The sequence below is a fragment of the Rhizobium sp. BK176 genome (assembly GCF_024808055.1).
On record NZ_JANUBV010000051.1, the window covers coordinates 1 to 14,838 of the forward strand.

The 14,838-nt window shown below is 58.6% G+C and carries 23 protein-coding genes and 1 pseudogene; 12 read left to right on the forward strand and 12 right to left on the reverse strand.

The window, feature by feature from the left end:
- The 4 genes from FHT76_RS40625 to FHT76_RS40640 all read right to left on the reverse strand — a co-directional run.
- Positions 1 to 245, reverse strand: a 245-nt coding sequence (locus FHT76_RS40625) for a BON domain-containing protein (protein WP_259186848.1), incomplete at its 3' end; no start/stop codon positions are given.
- A 208-nt stretch (positions 246 to 453) separates the two neighbouring features.
- Complete coding sequence (locus FHT76_RS40630; RefSeq protein ID WP_183864734.1) at positions 454 to 957, reverse strand: Hsp20/alpha crystallin family protein; 504 nt, start codon at positions 955 to 957, stop codon at positions 454 to 456.
- Positions 958 to 971: 14 nt separating this feature from the next.
- The gene (locus tag FHT76_RS40635) at positions 972 to 1,355 is read right to left on the reverse strand and encodes an Hsp20/alpha crystallin family protein (RefSeq protein ID WP_183758829.1); all 384 of its coding nucleotides are present in this window, start codon (positions 1,353 to 1,355) and stop codon (positions 972 to 974) included.
- Between the two features lie 13 nt (positions 1,356 to 1,368).
- The gene (locus FHT76_RS40640; RefSeq protein WP_183758831.1) at positions 1,369 to 1,806 is read right to left on the reverse strand and encodes an Hsp20/alpha crystallin family protein; all 438 of its coding nucleotides are present in this window, start codon (positions 1,804 to 1,806) and stop codon (positions 1,369 to 1,371) included.
- A gap of 191 nt (positions 1,807 to 1,997) precedes the next feature.
- On the opposite strand from FHT76_RS40640, the gene FHT76_RS40645 reads away from it, so the two are divergent.
- Both FHT76_RS40645 and FHT76_RS40650 read left to right on the forward strand, forming a co-directional pair.
- Positions 1,998 to 2,915, forward strand: coding sequence for a J domain-containing protein (locus FHT76_RS40645; RefSeq protein ID WP_259186849.1), 918 nt, complete (start codon positions 1,998 to 2,000; stop codon positions 2,913 to 2,915).
- Positions 2,916 to 3,025: 110 nt separating this feature from the next.
- On the forward strand, positions 3,026 to 3,271 hold the full coding sequence (locus FHT76_RS40650; RefSeq protein ID WP_405049546.1) for a hypothetical protein: 246 nt from the start codon (positions 3,026 to 3,028) through the stop codon (positions 3,269 to 3,271).
- 90 nt (positions 3,272 to 3,361) lie between these two features.
- On the opposite strand, the gene FHT76_RS40655 is transcribed toward FHT76_RS40650, so the two are convergent.
- The 4 genes from FHT76_RS40655 to FHT76_RS40670 all read right to left on the reverse strand — a co-directional run bounded on the left by FHT76_RS40655 (position 3,362) and on the right by FHT76_RS40670 (position 7,255).
- Positions 3,362 to 3,931, reverse strand: coding sequence for a nucleotide exchange factor GrpE (locus FHT76_RS40655; protein ID WP_259186850.1), 570 nt, complete (start codon positions 3,929 to 3,931; stop codon positions 3,362 to 3,364).
- Positions 3,924 to 5,840 carry a molecular chaperone DnaK gene (gene dnaK, locus FHT76_RS40660; protein WP_259186851.1) on the reverse strand — a complete coding sequence of 639 codons (1,917 nt, stop codon included), beginning with the start codon at positions 5,838 to 5,840 and terminating at the stop codon, positions 3,924 to 3,926. The genes FHT76_RS40655 and dnaK overlap by 8 nt, the downstream gene beginning before the upstream one ends.
- Positions 5,841 to 5,950: 110 nt before the next feature.
- On the reverse strand, positions 5,951 to 6,595 hold the full coding sequence (locus tag FHT76_RS40665; RefSeq protein WP_183758839.1) for a hypothetical protein: 645 nt from the start codon (positions 6,593 to 6,595) through the stop codon (positions 5,951 to 5,953).
- Between the two features lie 9 nt (positions 6,596 to 6,604).
- Entirely contained in the window at positions 6,605 to 7,255 is a 651-nt protein-coding gene (locus FHT76_RS40670; RefSeq protein ID WP_259186852.1) for a helix-turn-helix domain-containing protein, read from the reverse strand.
- Positions 7,256 to 7,623: 368 nt separating this feature from the next.
- Between FHT76_RS40670 and FHT76_RS40675 the strand changes: the two are divergent.
- From FHT76_RS40675 to FHT76_RS40695, 5 genes and pseudogenes are all read left to right on the forward strand, one after another.
- Positions 7,624 to 8,492, forward strand: a pseudogene (locus FHT76_RS40675) (IS110 family transposase); the annotation flags it as partial.
- A 205-nt stretch (positions 8,493 to 8,697) separates the two neighbouring features.
- Positions 8,698 to 9,093: a DUF1236 domain-containing protein gene (locus tag FHT76_RS40680; protein ID WP_183758945.1), complete on the forward strand. Its 396-nt coding sequence runs from the start codon at positions 8,698 to 8,700 to the stop codon at positions 9,091 to 9,093.
- 96 nt (positions 9,094 to 9,189) lie between these two features.
- Positions 9,190 to 9,411, forward strand: a complete 222-nt coding sequence (locus FHT76_RS40685) for a hypothetical protein (protein ID WP_259186853.1) — start codon at positions 9,190 to 9,192, stop codon at positions 9,409 to 9,411.
- 306 nt (positions 9,412 to 9,717) lie between these two features.
- Complete coding sequence (locus FHT76_RS40690; RefSeq protein ID WP_259186854.1) at positions 9,718 to 9,990, forward strand: BON domain-containing protein; 273 nt, start codon at positions 9,718 to 9,720, stop codon at positions 9,988 to 9,990.
- A gap of 111 nt (positions 9,991 to 10,101) precedes the next feature.
- Positions 10,102 to 10,287 (forward strand): hypothetical protein, encoded by a 186-nt coding sequence (locus FHT76_RS40695; protein ID WP_259131072.1) that lies wholly within the window; start codon positions 10,102 to 10,104, stop codon positions 10,285 to 10,287.
- Between the two features lie 6 nt (positions 10,288 to 10,293).
- On the opposite strand, the gene FHT76_RS40700 is transcribed toward FHT76_RS40695, so the two are convergent.
- From FHT76_RS40700 to FHT76_RS40710, 3 genes are all read right to left on the reverse strand, one after another.
- A complete protein-coding gene (locus tag FHT76_RS40700; protein WP_259186861.1) occupies positions 10,294 to 10,692 on the reverse strand; it encodes a histidine kinase dimerization/phosphoacceptor domain -containing protein in 399 nt (132 codons plus the stop codon).
- Positions 10,693 to 10,699: 7 nt separating this feature from the next.
- Positions 10,700 to 10,849 (reverse strand): hypothetical protein, encoded by a 150-nt coding sequence (locus tag FHT76_RS40705; protein ID WP_259186862.1) that lies wholly within the window; start codon positions 10,847 to 10,849, stop codon positions 10,700 to 10,702.
- Between the two features lie 383 nt (positions 10,850 to 11,232).
- Positions 11,233 to 12,036 carry a mechanosensitive ion channel family protein gene (locus tag FHT76_RS40710; RefSeq protein WP_259186855.1) on the reverse strand — a complete coding sequence of 268 codons (804 nt, stop codon included), beginning with the start codon at positions 12,034 to 12,036 and terminating at the stop codon, positions 11,233 to 11,235.
- 156 nt (positions 12,037 to 12,192) lie between these two features.
- On the opposite strand from FHT76_RS40710, the gene FHT76_RS40715 reads away from it, so the two are divergent.
- The 5 genes from FHT76_RS40715 (at position 12,193) to FHT76_RS40735 (ending at position 14,082) form a co-directional block, all read left to right on the forward strand.
- Positions 12,193 to 12,378: a DUF3008 family protein gene (locus FHT76_RS40715; RefSeq protein WP_183758851.1), complete on the forward strand. Its 186-nt coding sequence runs from the start codon at positions 12,193 to 12,195 to the stop codon at positions 12,376 to 12,378.
- Positions 12,379 to 12,409: 31 nt separating this feature from the next.
- A complete protein-coding gene (locus FHT76_RS40720; RefSeq protein WP_259186856.1) occupies positions 12,410 to 12,817 on the forward strand; it encodes a DUF4174 domain-containing protein in 408 nt (135 codons plus the stop codon).
- Between the two features lie 139 nt (positions 12,818 to 12,956).
- Positions 12,957 to 13,304 (forward strand): hypothetical protein, encoded by a 348-nt coding sequence (locus FHT76_RS40725; RefSeq protein ID WP_259186857.1) that lies wholly within the window; start codon positions 12,957 to 12,959, stop codon positions 13,302 to 13,304.
- A gap of 94 nt (positions 13,305 to 13,398) precedes the next feature.
- Positions 13,399 to 13,560, forward strand: coding sequence for a DUF1328 domain-containing protein (locus tag FHT76_RS40730; RefSeq protein ID WP_183758856.1), 162 nt, complete (start codon positions 13,399 to 13,401; stop codon positions 13,558 to 13,560).
- 105 nt (positions 13,561 to 13,665) lie between these two features.
- Positions 13,666 to 14,082 (forward strand): hypothetical protein, encoded by a 417-nt coding sequence (locus FHT76_RS40735; RefSeq protein WP_259186858.1) that lies wholly within the window; start codon positions 13,666 to 13,668, stop codon positions 14,080 to 14,082.
- Positions 14,083 to 14,186: 104 nt separating this feature from the next.
- Here the strand turns inward: FHT76_RS40735 and FHT76_RS40740 are convergent, their stop codons facing one another.
- The gene (locus tag FHT76_RS40740) at positions 14,187 to 14,618 is read right to left on the reverse strand and encodes a hypothetical protein (RefSeq protein WP_259186859.1); all 432 of its coding nucleotides are present in this window, start codon (positions 14,616 to 14,618) and stop codon (positions 14,187 to 14,189) included.
- Between the last annotated feature and the right edge of the window lie 220 nt (positions 14,619 to 14,838).

Sequence of the window (14,838 nt, forward strand, 5' to 3'; positions counted from 1 at the left end):
ATCTCCGGATCGGGTTTTTCGTGAAGCGACGGCAGTCGAACCTCGATGTCGTTGGCGACACCGAGAACGCCCTTGACCCGCTTGGTTGCTTTCTCGGCCTCATATTTCTGGGTGAAGCTGCGCACAAAGCCGCTGAGGGTGACGACCCCGTTTTTCACTGCCACTCCGATATCGGAAGCGTCGATATCCGGATCCCATTTAAGCTCGCTTTCCACATCACGTTTGATGTCGCTATCTGTTGTCATCTCGCGATCCTCTGCGTTAGTTGTTTAAGCTGCGCTGTAAAAGCGGCCTTGCTTCAGCAGCATCGGGAAGCTAGCTCACTTGTACGGCCTCCGACCTGACGGCCGTCAGTTTTGGTTGGGCGACCCAGAGTAAAGGCGGTACAGAACTAAAAAGTCCGCAACCGAGGACGGTTGCGGACAATATGGCGGGTTGCGAGGGGAGGACGGCTTAACCCGCCTGGACAGGAATGCGCTTTGTGTCTGCTTGCACTTCCCGTGATTTTGGAATTACGAGCGTTAACACACCATTTTTGAACGTGGCCGTAGCCGCATCGGGGTCGATTCCGTCGGGAAGAGGCACGGTACGCTCCATCGCGCCATACGCCCTCTCTCTGACAAGGACGCCGTTTGCCTCGGCTTTATGGTCGGATTTCTTCTCGCCACGGATCGTCAGCAGACCGTCGGTGATAGACACATCGATATCCGCGTCGCTCATGCCCGGCAACTCTGCCGTCACCGTGATCTCCTTGCTATTGTCGCTGACATCCACACGAACATCGTCCACTTGTGGCAGACGCTCCATCGCAGAAAACGGAAACGGCATCATTCGCCAGAAGTTTTCGAAAGCGCGGTCGACATCCAGTTGAAGCCCGCGCAAGGGATCTGGGGGAGCAGAGCGGGCGGTTACGTCGCGGCCGGCGCCCCTCCTTGGAACGAGATCTGTGATTCTCATTGCGAAAACCTCCCTCATCCTGCCTTGACGCTGATCTTGGCGGCTGGCGAAGGCGCCGCTTTCGGCAGTGTAAGTTTAAGCACGCCGTCCCGAAACACGGCCTCGATTTTCGTTGTCTCGATAGGCTCGGAGACCGTGAAGCTGCGTTCATAGTTTCCATCGCGATACTCGGCATGTACCAGCGCATAACCTTCAGGCGCACTGGAGACTGATCGCGCTGAGACCCGCAAGACACGTTGGTCAAGTGTGACGTCGAGGCTGTCTGGATCCGCGCCCGGCATGTCGAGCAACAACCGGACGCCTTTCGGGTCCTCAACTATGTCGGTCGGCGGGGTGAAGACAGGCTCTGTCCGGGTGGCTTCGGCGGGCACTGTCCCGTTGGTTTGCTGGTCGGCCATTGCGGCGTTCTCCTCAGGAGCGGTTGACTGTTATCTTGTGCGGCCTGTCCGCATCCGGGCGGGGCAGATCCAGGCGGAGCACACCTTGCTTGAACTTCGCCGTCGCACGGTCGCCGTCGACGCGGAATGGCAGGACGAGGTTTCGGGCGAACGCGCCGGTGGTGCGTTCCTGGCGGTGGACAACTGCGTCTGCGAGCGGCTCGGCGGGTCGCCTGCCACGCAGAGTAACCGTGTTCTGATGGACGGAGATATCCAGTTCTTCTGGTATCACGCCAGGTATCTCGGCCGTGATCACCGCTCCGTCAGCCCCGGCCCAGATGTTCATCAAGGGGAACTCAGGAGCCGCCGCCAGCCGGAGATTGTCAAACAGACGGCTCATGTCAGTTTGTGCGGACCGCATCTGGCGCAGCGGGTCTAACCATCTTCCCGTGTTCTCGATATTGTGCAGCATGCCGATCTCCCTTTTTATGTCGGATGAAGCTTCGATGTCTCCACAAGGTGCATCCGTGCCGCCGAGGTGACATTGATGACCGTCAGTTTAAAGTTGGAAAAATCCGTGTAACTGCTTTTGTCGTTTTGGCTTAGTTCATCAGCGGTCTTCCTCCCGCCGAGGGAGCATTCACGAAGGACAGGTCTGCATCGATGGCAATGAGCGACCGCGATCCCTACGAGATCCTTGGCGTCAAGCGCGACGCGTCGCAGAACGACATCCAGCGGGCCTATCGCCGCAGGGCAAAGAAGCTGCATCCTGATCTCAACCCTGGAAACAAGCAGGCTGAACAGGACTTCAAAGATCTGTCCGCAGCCTACGAGATTCTGCGCGATGAAGACAAACGCCGCCGTTTCGATAGCGGCGAGATCGATTCGAGGGGCGCTGAGAAGCCCGAACGTCGATACTACCGCGACTTCGCTGATGCCGGCGCGGGCGATTTTTCCTACGAGAACGGCAAAGGCTTCGCGGATCCCGGTGAAGCCGACATCTTTGCTGAGTTCTTCTCCCGCCGCGGGCGTCGGAATTTCAGAATGCCCGGCGCCGACCTGCGTTACTCGATGGAGATCGACTTTATCGAAGCGATCAATGGCGGCACACGCCAGGTGACGCTATCCGACGGACAGACGCTCGAAATCCGCATACCGCCTGGCGCGCGCGACGGTCAGACTCTCAGACTGCGTGGCAAGGGCGGTGCTGGCGGAGGGGGCGCGGAGGCGGGTGACGCGCTGATCGAGCTCCACATTCGTCCACATCCTTTCTTCCGCCGCGAGGGTGATGACATCCGCCTCGACCTCCCGATCACGCTCAATGAGGCGGTGCTCGGCGGCAAGGTCAAGGTGCCGACGCCGGCCGGCCCGGTGCTAGCGATCGTGCCCGAGAACTCGTCAAGCGGCAGGACGCTGCGTATGAAGGGAAAGGGTGTGCCTCGGAGAAGCGGTACCCGGGGCGACGTCTACGCCACGCTGAAAATCGTGCTCCCGGAAAGACCGGACACCGAACTAAAGACCTTCGTGGCCGGCTGGTCGGTCGGCAAGAGATACAATCCCAGGCAAGGGATGGGAGTGTAGATCATGGACGATCGGGAATTTGCGCTCCTTCTCAAAAATCGATATGGCCACGGCTGGGGGTCTTCATCGACCGGAGCTGGATATCGCCGTTCACAATCGACGGAAAAACAATGTTTAAGGATGTGGACGTCGCACGAGCCGAGCTGATAGCCGATCTGACAAATGAAATGGGTATCAACGACGAGGGTATCGATGTGGTGCTGGATCTGCTTGATCAGCTCCATAGTCTCCGCTTCGCGTGCAATAATCTCATCGAGGCGCTGGAGACCCAGCCACTAGGCATCCGGCGCCACGTCGTGACTGACGCACAAAAGCTGAGGAAGCTCACCATGCTTAGATCGCGCGCACTCCGTTGAAACAATATGGAAAGCGGAAAGCCCACCGCCTCCTCCAGGGTTCAACGGGGAAGGCCTGGATGCCAATCGATTCAAGTTGTAGCCGTCCCGCTATCTTTGCTGGCCATTTACGGCAACACCGACCATCGCAGGACGAAGCACCCGACCGTGAAGCATGTAGCCTGGCTGCAGCACCTCGACGACAGTGCCCTCCATAGCTGTCGTGTCGGAATGCTGGCGAATGGCGTGATGAACGTGCGGGTCGAAAGCCGAGCCGAGCGGATCGATGCGTTGCAATCCATGGCGTGAGAGCGTCGTCAGCAGGTTGGCTTCGGTGGCCTCCACGCCCTTCAGCACTGGATCGATCGCGTCGCGGTCCGAAGCCTCTCGCGGCACACTTTCGATCGCGCGCCGCAGATTGTCGAGCGTATCAAGCAGGTCTCCCGTCAGTTGCGAGGCAGCAAATTTCACCGCCTCCTCGCGCTGGCGCTGCATTTGCTGACGGATGTTCTGCTGCTCCGCCAGGGCGCGCAGCAGCTTATCCTTTGTCTCGGCGAGTTCCGCCTGGAGCACAGCGGATGAACCCTGGTCAGCCACGGTTTCCGAGGCCGGGGTATCGACAACGGGTCCAGATTCTGCAGGTTTTGGCCTGGGCTTTTGTTTATGGTCCGTGTCAGCCATGGCGCTGCCCGTCCTTGTTGTCGACTTCCTCGAAATCGGCATCGACGACATCATCGCCTGATGTGGTGCCCGACGGGTCCCCGGACCCGGAGGTCGAGGTGCTCGAAGCCTCATGCACTTTGGCTCCGAAATTCACCGATGCGATCTGCAAGGCCTTGCTCTTCGCCTCGATCTCTTCAACCGATTCCCCAGCTATTGCCGACTTCAGCTCGTCGATTGCCTTCTCAACGGGTGCCCTGTCCGCGGATGGAGCCTTGTCCTTCGCTTCGTCCAGCGCTTTCTGGCTGGTCCCGATCTGCGCGTCTGCCTGATTGCGCGCTTCGACCAAAGCACGCCGCTTCTTGTCGGCCTCCGCATTTGCCTCGGCCTCCTTCACCATTCGGTCGATATCGGCCTGCGACAATCCGCCGGAGGCCTGGATCTTGATCTGCTGCTCCTTGCCAGCGGCCTTGTCCTTTGCCGTCACATTAACGATACCATTGGCGTCGATGTCGAAGGTGACCTCGATCTGCGGCGTTCCACGTGGCGCGGGCGGGATCCCGACGAGATCGAACTGGCCGAGCAGCTTGTTATCGGCGGCCATCTCACGCTCGCCCTGGAAGACGCGGATCGTGACCGCGTTCTGGTTATCCTCCGCCGTTGAGAAGACCTGGCTCTTCTTTGCCGGTATGGTGGTGTTGCGTTCGATCAGCCGTGTGAACACGCCGCCCAGCGTTTCGATTCCAAGTGACAGCGGCGTGACGTCGAGCAACAGTACGTCCTTGACATCGCCCTGCAGCACGCCTGCCTGGATTGCCGCGCCTATTGCAACCACCTCGTCCGGGTTGACGCTCTTGTTCGGCTCCTTGGCGAAGATTTCTGAAACGACTTCCTGCACCTTGGGCATGCGCGTCATGCCACCGACGAGAACCGCTTCGTTGATGTCGGCCGGCTTTAATTTGGCATCCTTCATCGCCGCCTTGCAGGGTTGTTCAGTGCGCCGAATGAGGTCATCGACTAGATCCTCCAGTTTCGCCCGCCGAAGCTTGATTTCAAGATGCTTGGGGCCGTTTTGGTCGGCGGTGATGAAGGGCAGGCTGACGGTCGTCTCCAGGGCGGAAGAGAGTTCTATTTTGGCTTTTTCTGCTGCCTCGCGCAGCCGCTGGAGTGCCAGCCGGTCCTTGCGCAGATCGATACCCTGGTCCTTCTGAAATTCCTCCGCCAGCCAGTCGACGATACGTTTGTCGAAATCCTCGCCACCGAGAAACGTATCGCCATTGGTGGCCCTCACTTCGAACACACCATCGCCGATGTCGAGCAAAGAGATATCAAATGTGCCGCCCCCGAGATCGTAGACTGCGATCTTGCTGCCGTCCTTCTTGTCCAACCCGTAGGCCAAAGCGGCCGCGGTCGGCTCATTGATGATGCGCAGCACATCGAGTCCGGCAATCTTTCCCGCATCCTTCGTCGCCTGGCGCTGGCTGTCGTTGAAATAGGCGGGTACTGTTATCACAGCCTGACTCACCTTCCCGCCTAGATAGGCTTCTGCCGTTTCCTTCATTTTCACCAGGATGTGGGAACTGATCTGGCTGGGGCTATGTTTCTTTCCCGCTACCTCGACCCAGGCATCGCCGTTATCGCCTTTTACGATCTTGTAGGGGACAAGCTTCTTGTCCTTTTCCACCATCGGATCATCGTACCGGCGGCCGATCAGACGCTTAACGGCAAAGATCGCATTTTCGGGGTTGGTCACCGCCTGGCGCTTTGCCGGCTGGCCGACGAGAATCTCCCCATCCTTGGTAAACGCAACGACGGATGGGGTGGTACGACCGCCCTCTGCGTTCTCGATGATTTTGGCCTGCCCCCCTTCCATCACTGCGACGCAGGAATTTGTCGTGCCCAGATCGATACCGATCACCTTGCCTGCCATAGCCGTATCTCCCAAGATTGGGCACAAGCGGTACTGCCGCGCCACGTGCAAAGTCTTGCCGAATAAGCGGGCGTCCGGCCCTGACGGTCGTCAGTTTCAAACCAATTCGGTCATTGGCGGGCGGGCGGCTCGTTACCGAGCCATGGGTCGGGATTGAATTTTGAGAGCGGGAGATCGTCCAGTCGCTTTTCGATCTCGATTTCGTGCACGCGGATGGAATCACCGCCTGACTTAGCCAGGACTTCCTGTGCTCGTTCCTCCATCTCGCGATTTTGAACGCGCACCCAAACCACAATGCCTCCCGCCATAAGCTGAAGCTCCAAGTCTTCTGCCTGCTTCTTTCCGAGATGGTGGATCGCCGCCGCTCCGATGCCGGCGCCGGCGGTCCCAGCGGCCGCGGCTGCGGCGGCAACCAGCGCCAAGCTTCCGCCCGAGGCAACGACCGTGATGGCCGCCGTGGCGGCGCCCAGATAGAATAGCATGCCAGCAATGCTGGCGGTGGCGGTAGTGATATCGTCGCGGGTGACGTAAGCGCGACGCGGTGCGCCTGGGACGTCGGCGATTTCTTCGGAAGGCACGTAAAGCGTACCCAGGCGCCGGCGGACGGTTTCGATATCGCCCATGATGTCGATGTCGGAGCGATCAAATCCTGCGTGAAGCAGTGCCTGCACCGCGTCTTCGAGGATCTCCTCTCGATGGAATACGGCAGCCACCTCACGGATGACACGCCTTTCTAGGTCGTCCTCCTCGGCCATCTGGATACCTCACATTCGATTGATTCTTATGCTTCGCGGCCCCCGCAGCGAGATAACGCCGCGTTCCTGCAGGTCCCTAAAGGCCCGACAGACTGTCTCGGCGGAGATCCCGAGCATGTCGGCGATATCGTAGCGCGAGATGGGTAACGCGAGACCATGGCCAGTCGCCACTGAAAGCCGTCGGTGAAAGTAGAACAGAAATTCCCGGACCTTTTCCTGTGCGGTCATCGTGGTGGTCACCAGAAGTTGCTCCTGCAACCGTTCCAGCGCTTCGACGATCTGGATTCTGATTTCGAGTGCCGTCTCCGCGTCCTCTTCGGCGAGAGCCTCTACACGGTGGCGCGGGTAGCAGGCTATCAGTGTCCCGTCAGTGACGGCCTGGACAGCAAATCTGTGGTGAAGACGGGCAGTAAATCCGAAGAGATCTCCCGGCAGGTAGATGTCGACGAGCTGCCGGCGCCCCTCTGTACTCATCAGATATTTGCAGGCTGACCCCGAAACGACACGGTACCAGGTGTCGGTGCGCTCTTCTTGGACGTAAATGTCCTGCTCGCGGCGGAAGCGGAGAAGGTGGGCCAGGGCCCGGAGCCTTGCGGGCTCTGCCGTCAGCACTTCTGGTAGGCGATGCAGGGCGATAGAAGTTCCCATAGCGTCAGCCATTATAAATCCCCTTTCTCGACGATGTCGAAGGCTTGATATCCGCTTTGCTTGTTCGAAAGGGAATTAGGGACCTCTCCGTATCGTAAAATCCCTTAATCTAACGACATGCTTGTCTTCCTCGTCCTGACGGACGCCAGTGCAGCCCTGAATTTCTATGGTACGCAATAAGGCTCGTTGTCTTCACGTTGTGGCGATAGTGTGTGAAGGTCTCTTTCCGGGTCCTGCCCGAAACGGCAACCCGACTGGACGTGCCGCGACATGTGTCGATCAGTCGTGTCTTCTCGAAAACACCCTGCAGCGACCGGGCGCGCTGCGTGATCCGTAGCAGCTCTTGGGCCGATCCGGAAGGAATGAAGCCTATCGAACTTGGGCATGACTGCGTGGTGGTGGCGCCGTCGCTGGTGCCCCAGCGAGCGGGCGATCGGGTGAAGACCAACCGCCGCGATGCCGTCAGTCTGGCACGCCTGCACCGGGCGGGGGAACTGACCGCGGTCTGGGTTCCGGATGAAGCTCATGAGGCGATCCGCGACCTCGTACGGGCTCGTGAGGCTGCCAACAGCGCGTTGAAGCAGGCACGCCAGCAGCTCCAGTCTTTTCTGCTGCGTCACGGCCGGATCTATACCGGTCGCACCCCATGGACGCGCGCCCATACAAGATGGCTGGCGCGCCAGACCTTCAATCATCCCGCTCACCACATCCTGTTGGCGGAATATTGCCAAGCCATCGAAGATGCCGGCGTGCGTGTGGATCGGTTGACCAAGCTGGTGGTGGAGACTACTGCGTCCCGGTCGATGGCCCCGGTTGTGGCCGCCTACCAAGCATGCGTGGCGTCGCGTTGATGACGGCGGTCACCTTTGTGGTAGAAATGGGCGATGTCCGCCGTTTCGACGATCCTCTTCAATTGATGGCATATCTCGGCCTTGTGCCGTCGGAAAGCTCAACCGGCGACCGGGTCAAGCGTGGCAGGATCACCAAAGCGGGCAACAGGCGCCTGGACATATCGCTTTCCTGCACGTGTAAGCTCGGGGATCCAGGTGCGGCTGGAGGGATTACCAAGAACAGTTCGAGAGATTGCGTGGAAAGGTCAGCTGAGGCTTTGCGCGCGGTATCGCAAGCTGATGGGGGCAGGCAAGCCGAAGGTCTAACGATCACGGCCATTGCTCGGGAAATGGCCGCGTTCCTATGGGCGATCGGGCAGGAGGTCGCGCCCGAGCAAAAGGCTAGATCGTCAGCTTGAAGAACTACGCTTAGCGGGAACATTGAATGTTGAACAAAGATGGAGGCAGGGCTCCGGTGCTGACGAAAATCTAAACATGCACGGAGCCGCCTATAGGACCAAGGTCTTACATCGATCGACTGAAGTCCTATTTTCGGAACCGTCTCATCATCTGGAAGTTATTTTTTGCAGCGGAACAACCCGCTTCCAAAAGGAGGACTTGATGATGAATATCAAAGCAATAGGTATCGCCGCCGGCGTTCTCATGGCATCGACGGGCGCGTTTGCGCAGTCGTCCACGGTAACAGGTGCAGTCGGTGGCGCAGCAACGGGCGCCATTGTCGGCGGCCCAGTCGGCGCAGCAGTCGGCGGCATTGTCGGTGGCGTTGCAGGTACCGTTCTTGATCCGCCGCCGCAGCAGGTCGTAACCTATGTGCAGCAGGCTCCGGCTCCTTCCACGCGTGTCGTGGTGAAAGAGAAGGTAGTCGTCGGGCAGCCGCTGCCGCAAACGGTTGTCGTAACCCCGGTTCCCGAGAACCCGAAGTACGCATACGCAATCGTCAATGACGAACGCGTCATCGTGGAACCTTCTTCGCGGAAGGTCATCCAGGTCATTCAGTGACCTCTGGGCGGCGCAAGCCGCCCTTTTTTCTTCAAAAACCCAAAGCCAGTCGATGGTCATCGGTGCCAGCGTAGCGGGTGCCGCAGGAGTTGAGGAATGATTTATCCCGAAGATAAACCCTCAGGCGTCGCCTTTCCGCTGGTTGTCATCCTGATTGCAATGGCAGCAATCGTCGGCGCTCTGGTCACGAACGCTGGTCAAGCAGCAAGCTCAGCACGGGTTTGGGTCCCTGTCAGCACCGGACCATCAGCGCAAGTCGCGGGGATCGTTCGACCCGACCACCGGCAGATCGCTTCGACGATTGTCCCAAACAACTAACTGTCCGCGTTCATCTGGGAGCGAAGGTGGCTGCAGGTCGCGACTGACTTCAAGATCGCAACGCATTGAAACCAAGTCTGGCGACGTTTGTTCCCGACTCTTCAAATTGAACCCGGTAAGCCGGGCTCCTTGCGGCTGCCGTTGGGGGGAAGACAGCCGGTGGCAACGCATGGCGGTTGCGTCGCAAGGGAAGAACTTGTCGAGGTAGAGCTTGTTCCCGGACAAGAGCCCTCGGACTTAAGTCCTATAGTAGAACTTAATGATCGTTCGGCTGTTTTCATAGAGGATAGAGAAAGGAATTCGACCATGAACTTCGGCTCGGACAGCTTCAGTCATGAACAGCATTGCGCGAGCGGTCACAGCTCGGCGTCGACGATCGCATCTGTGCAAGCCGCGCTGTCGGCCGATCTCGAACTCGACAGCTCGTCTATTACCGTCAAAATGATTGGTCCTGTTGTTTTGCTTGAGGGATATATCAACAATTCGGCTGACCGAGAGCGCGCGATAGCTGTCGCGGCGTCTATCGTCGGCGCAGCACATCTCCAGGACAGAATGTTTGCTCGGGCTTTTGAGCCGTAGCAAGCAGAGGTGCGTTGATGAACCTGGCGGCGTCGCCCCTTAAGCCGGAGACACCTGGTGTGAGGCGAAGCTGCCTTGGCCTTCGGCACTACCATCCCAGGACGAAGGATCATGGCATTCACCGCCGATCACTTCGGCAATACCACCAAGCGCAGAAACAGCTATTTGCCCATTGGCGGCTTGAGTGGAAACAATAGTGTAAGCCTAGCGCCCGGATTGGCTCTCTTCAACGGTGAGTTCACCACCGAGTTGTTTGGCAAGACCGGTTACAGGCTTCATTTCCAAGGCTGTCGCTGATTGCGGCTATATTGAAATCACTCGGAAGTCCGATACCCCGGTCCCTGACTTGCAGACGGTATTGATTGCTATCAACACGCTCTCCGTGAACCCACACCTCTCCTTCCTCACCTTTGTGATGAGCTCGTTGACGAACAGGCCGACCGGGATTGCAGCATCCGCCGTTATTGTGGCGGGCTCAACGTTGACCACAGTCCCGTGCTTGGGCCCGGTCGTGCCGACCGCCCCGGCCAGGTTGGAAAGGAATGGCTCCAGATCAATCTCACGGGCATCTCGTTGTCGAAACAGTTGATCATGTACCGTTGCTACGGCATGGACCCGTGAGGCTGCATCACGCAGAACTGCACGCGAGGTTTCGCCGGATTTCTGCGCCTGGAGATTGAGCAAGGCTGAAACCAGCGACAGACTGTTTTTACGCGATGGCCGATTTCCTTGATGACCAGGCTTTGAATTCCTCCAGCTTTTGGGTCGCGGTGACGTCGGTATTGGTCCCGAACCAGCGCTTGATCCTGCCCTTTCCATGGAGGACGGGGGTGGCGCGCGACAGGAACCAGCGAACCATCACGAACTTGCTTGGCTCAATGACGAGCGATGGCTGGGCAACAGCGTCGAGGATGGCGGAACAGTCGAATTCCAGCCTGCGTCACCTGAAGCACTGCTCTGAGCCCCGCAGGTCTTTCGATATCAGGAAACATTGACCTACCCACATTGACTGCCAGTAAATTCCGCCAACAATCCAATTGCTCGGCCCTGGGATGTCAGCTTTCGCATTGTCGCACGAGCAGCAGAGAGGTTTGGCGTCAAGCGGGTAGTAATGTTGATCACCCCGAAGCCTAGCGATCCAGTGAGCCCTTTTCCATGAGGGCCCCTTCGCTGGCGGTCTTGGCTTATAGGCGGAGCTGAAGTTTGCCGCCGGTTATGCGCCAGCCAGCCGGCAATATTACTCTATAGAAATCCCTCTTCGACGAGGCCGGCTTTCAAGTGGTCCATAATATCATAGCGCGTTTCGGTCCACTCCCGCGTGTTTGCCCAATATTCGATCTTGAGGACGGTCTTATCTGTCGTCAGGTCATCGCTGAACACGCGCGGGGCCGGTTGCGTCTTCACGCGCTTGTCGGATGAAACGATCCTCATGACCGCCTGTTTGGCCGTCCTAAGGTCGGCATCGTTGCCGATGGCGATTGACAGCTCCTGGCGACGGCTTGGCTCGCGGCTGTGGTTGACGATCGGCGTGTTCCATAGCGTCGAATTTGGAGCCATGAGGTAGAGACCGTCCGTCGTCTTCATCTCCGCAGCGAAGAGCCCGATCTCGCGGATAAAACCTTTGACACTGCCTGTCTCAATATATTCGCCGACCCGGAAAGGCCGCAGCACGAGAAGCATGATGCCTGCGGCGATGTTTTGCAGCGTGCCCTGTAGGGCGAGGCCGATAGCAAGGCCGGCAGCACCGACGGCAGCGATGATCGAGGCAGTCTGAACGCCGAATTGGCCAAGGACGGTGACAAACACCAGGACGAGTAGTCCGTAATTCAGGAGGTTCTGGAAAAAGCGCGCCAGCGTTTCGTCGATTCCGTGGATCTTCGAGATGACGCGGTATGCCGAACGGCTGATGACCCCTGACAGAATCCAGCCGCCGACCAGCAGTACGATGGCACCGAGAAGTGAAAATCCGTATGTGACTGCGAGCGCGGCTGCCTGATTGAATGCAGTGCGCGTCGCGAGAACAACATCCGCTGCCTGGTTTTCCATAATACCATCCATGATTGCCTGGGGAGGGTGACGGAGACTTGGGGAGCGTGAGGGGCAACGATTGCACGTTGTAATTGGTTCCGCCGGCTAGCCGATATCCAAAGGGAACCTTTGCCGCGGCAGGCAAGTTATTCCGGTCAGCAAAGGAGAACACGAATGCCCGCCAAATCCAAAGCCCAGCAGAAAGCAGCTGGCGCCGCCCTCGCGGCCAAGCGTGGTCAGGCACCGAAGAGCCGGCTCAAGGGAGCTTCCAAAGAAATGGTCGAGAGCATGAGTGAGCGACAGCTCGAAGAATTCGCCTCGACGAAGCGAAAGGGAAAGCCGGAGCGCGTTTCTCACTAGCGCAGAGCTATCGGCTTTAAATAGGCACGACATGCTGAAATCGTTTATTCGGGAGATCATCGGAGCGCCTCCTGTCGCGACCGATCCGTGCCCCAGCCTTCTGGCGTTCCGCAACACCTCCTACGTCCTTGTCCTCTTCGAAGGTGGGGACGATGATCGACCCGAGGCGCAGGAACAACTGCTGGAAAACCAACAGGATGCGCTTTCCGCGCATGATATCGCCATCGTTCGGGTGGCCGGCGGCGGTGTCTTTACCAGTCTCGACCAGGTGCTGGAGATAGAAGCGGACAAGGTTCGCCACGATCTCGATGGCCCGTCGCCTGAGGAATTCGAGGCCGTGCTGATCGATCCCCAGGGGGAGACCAAGCTTCGTTCACGCGAGCCCGTCAGCGTGCCGTTTCTGACAGAAGCAATTGGTCGCTTGCCCACGGAGCGGTAGTGGGGCTGGCTGCGCTTGGCCAATCCTTAGCGCAAGCGCGTCGACCTGGCCCGGGAATGGGCCCCATAGTTCGGTCATTGCGTCAAGACATATGGAACCACGCGCTGTCCGGCGAAAAGAGCAGGGCTGCGCCACGTTCATGCCGGATTTCGCTGGTGTGGGTAGCGCGTGGACCGACGAGCGCGACGTGGTTTTCATTAATCATTTTGTCGATCAACCGATGCTTCAGGGGGCGTCGCGAGTTCTCAAGATCTTGCATGAACGCAGCCAGCGTTCGCCCGACGAACTGGCCCCCTTATGGAATCTCCTTGTCATTTCGGCACTTCTCGCGGCGAGTTGGTGGATCACGACAGGGCCTGCCGGTCTGCCGGCCGCTGGGGCATTGGTGATGTTGTCCTTTCCAGACGTATTGAAGCTTCTCAAAGCCCCCCAGCCGAGCCGCCAAGGCCAAGAGACGGGGACAGTGTTTTCACTCGCCGTCGCCTGATGGCCGCAGCCTAGGTCGGGTTCGCAGTGCTGCTTCGCCGGAACCAAATCGCCTTCCGGACAGTTTCGTTGTGATCAGAATGACGGAGGTGGAAATGCTGTACTATGCTCTGGTATTCCTGGTCGTTGCATTGATTGCAGGCGTGCTCGGCTTCGGCGGGGTTGCTGGTGCATCCGCATCGATCGCTCAGGTCCTGTTCTTCATCTTCCTGGTTCTCTTTGTCGTGTCGCTCGCCATGCGCGTCATAAGGCGTTAACGTAGCGAGGTCCTTTCTGGGTTGAATTCAACTTGAGGTCAGCAACGACCAGGGGCCATGAGACTTGTCCTTTGTCGGCAATATGCGATTACAGGATCCATCATAATGCCACTAAGCACTCCTACACAGCCGGCTGGTTCCGACACCGAGGACGAGCTCCAGGCGCATCTTGCGGAGCTGGAAGCTCTGGCTATGGCTGACGATAAAGCGACGGCTCAAAGAAGCCGCCCGTTTGACGATGTGCAAGCCGATCTTTATGCTCTTCGACTGGAGATCGAACATCTCCGAGGTCGGCTTCATGTCATTACTGCGCAAGCCGAGACCGTCGTCAAATCTCGGGTAGAGTGGGCGGATGCCAGTGCTCATGCCCAGCTCGGGCAATATCCGTGGTTAAAGCTCGCGGGAGCAATGGCGGGCACGTTCATCGCAACGAGGCTGATCAGGTCTTTGCCGCTCGGCCCGCTTTTAACGGCGGCACTTCCGCTGGTCGCGGCCTCCGTACAGGGCAAGATTGAGAAATAGTCCCAACGGCCAATCTGCGATTATGGGTCATGATCTCTTCGATAGCGCCGCTGAAGCGCACTTTGTTCTCACCCCATCATATGAGACCGGTAACTTCTCTGGGGTCAGGCGGCGCGCAGGAGGGGTGGCTTGGGTTTGAATATCGAAGGCACGTTCGGTTCTGGCTGTCGGAACGGTGCCCTCAAGCGATCGCGAAGTTCGCCGTTCAACACGGCCGTCCGGACCTGCATGAGCATGTGGGCGCCGTGGAGCGACCATCGCATCTGCTGCTTCTTGACCATCCGCTTTCCAACAAGCGAATTTACCGCCGACTCGGCAAGTGTCGTTGCGACGCGAAGCCCGGCCCGGTAGCGCTTTCCATAGTTGATGATCGCACCGCGGCTGGAACTGATGTAGGTCAGGAGCTGCGAGCCAAGGCTGTGAAGCCGTGCGATCAAGAATTCACTTTCCCGCTGCGACTGCTTGAGCCTGACCAGGAGTTGCTCCAGGTCGCGGATCGCCCGATCGACGCGACCGTGCCACAGACGCCACTTCACGGCGGTGACGTCCCTGTCAATGGTAAGCAGTACATCAGCACGGTCAGAGTCGGAGCGGCAGGTGATTGGCGATCTGCTGCATTGGCTGGATCTTCATGGCGATGTGGAACCAGTCGATGATGTGGGCTGTCGGCTTCGGCATCGCCCGGGGCAGGCGCTTGAGGATTTCGGCGCCGTCCGAGATCACGGTGACGTCGCCGAAACCGCGATACCCTTCCTG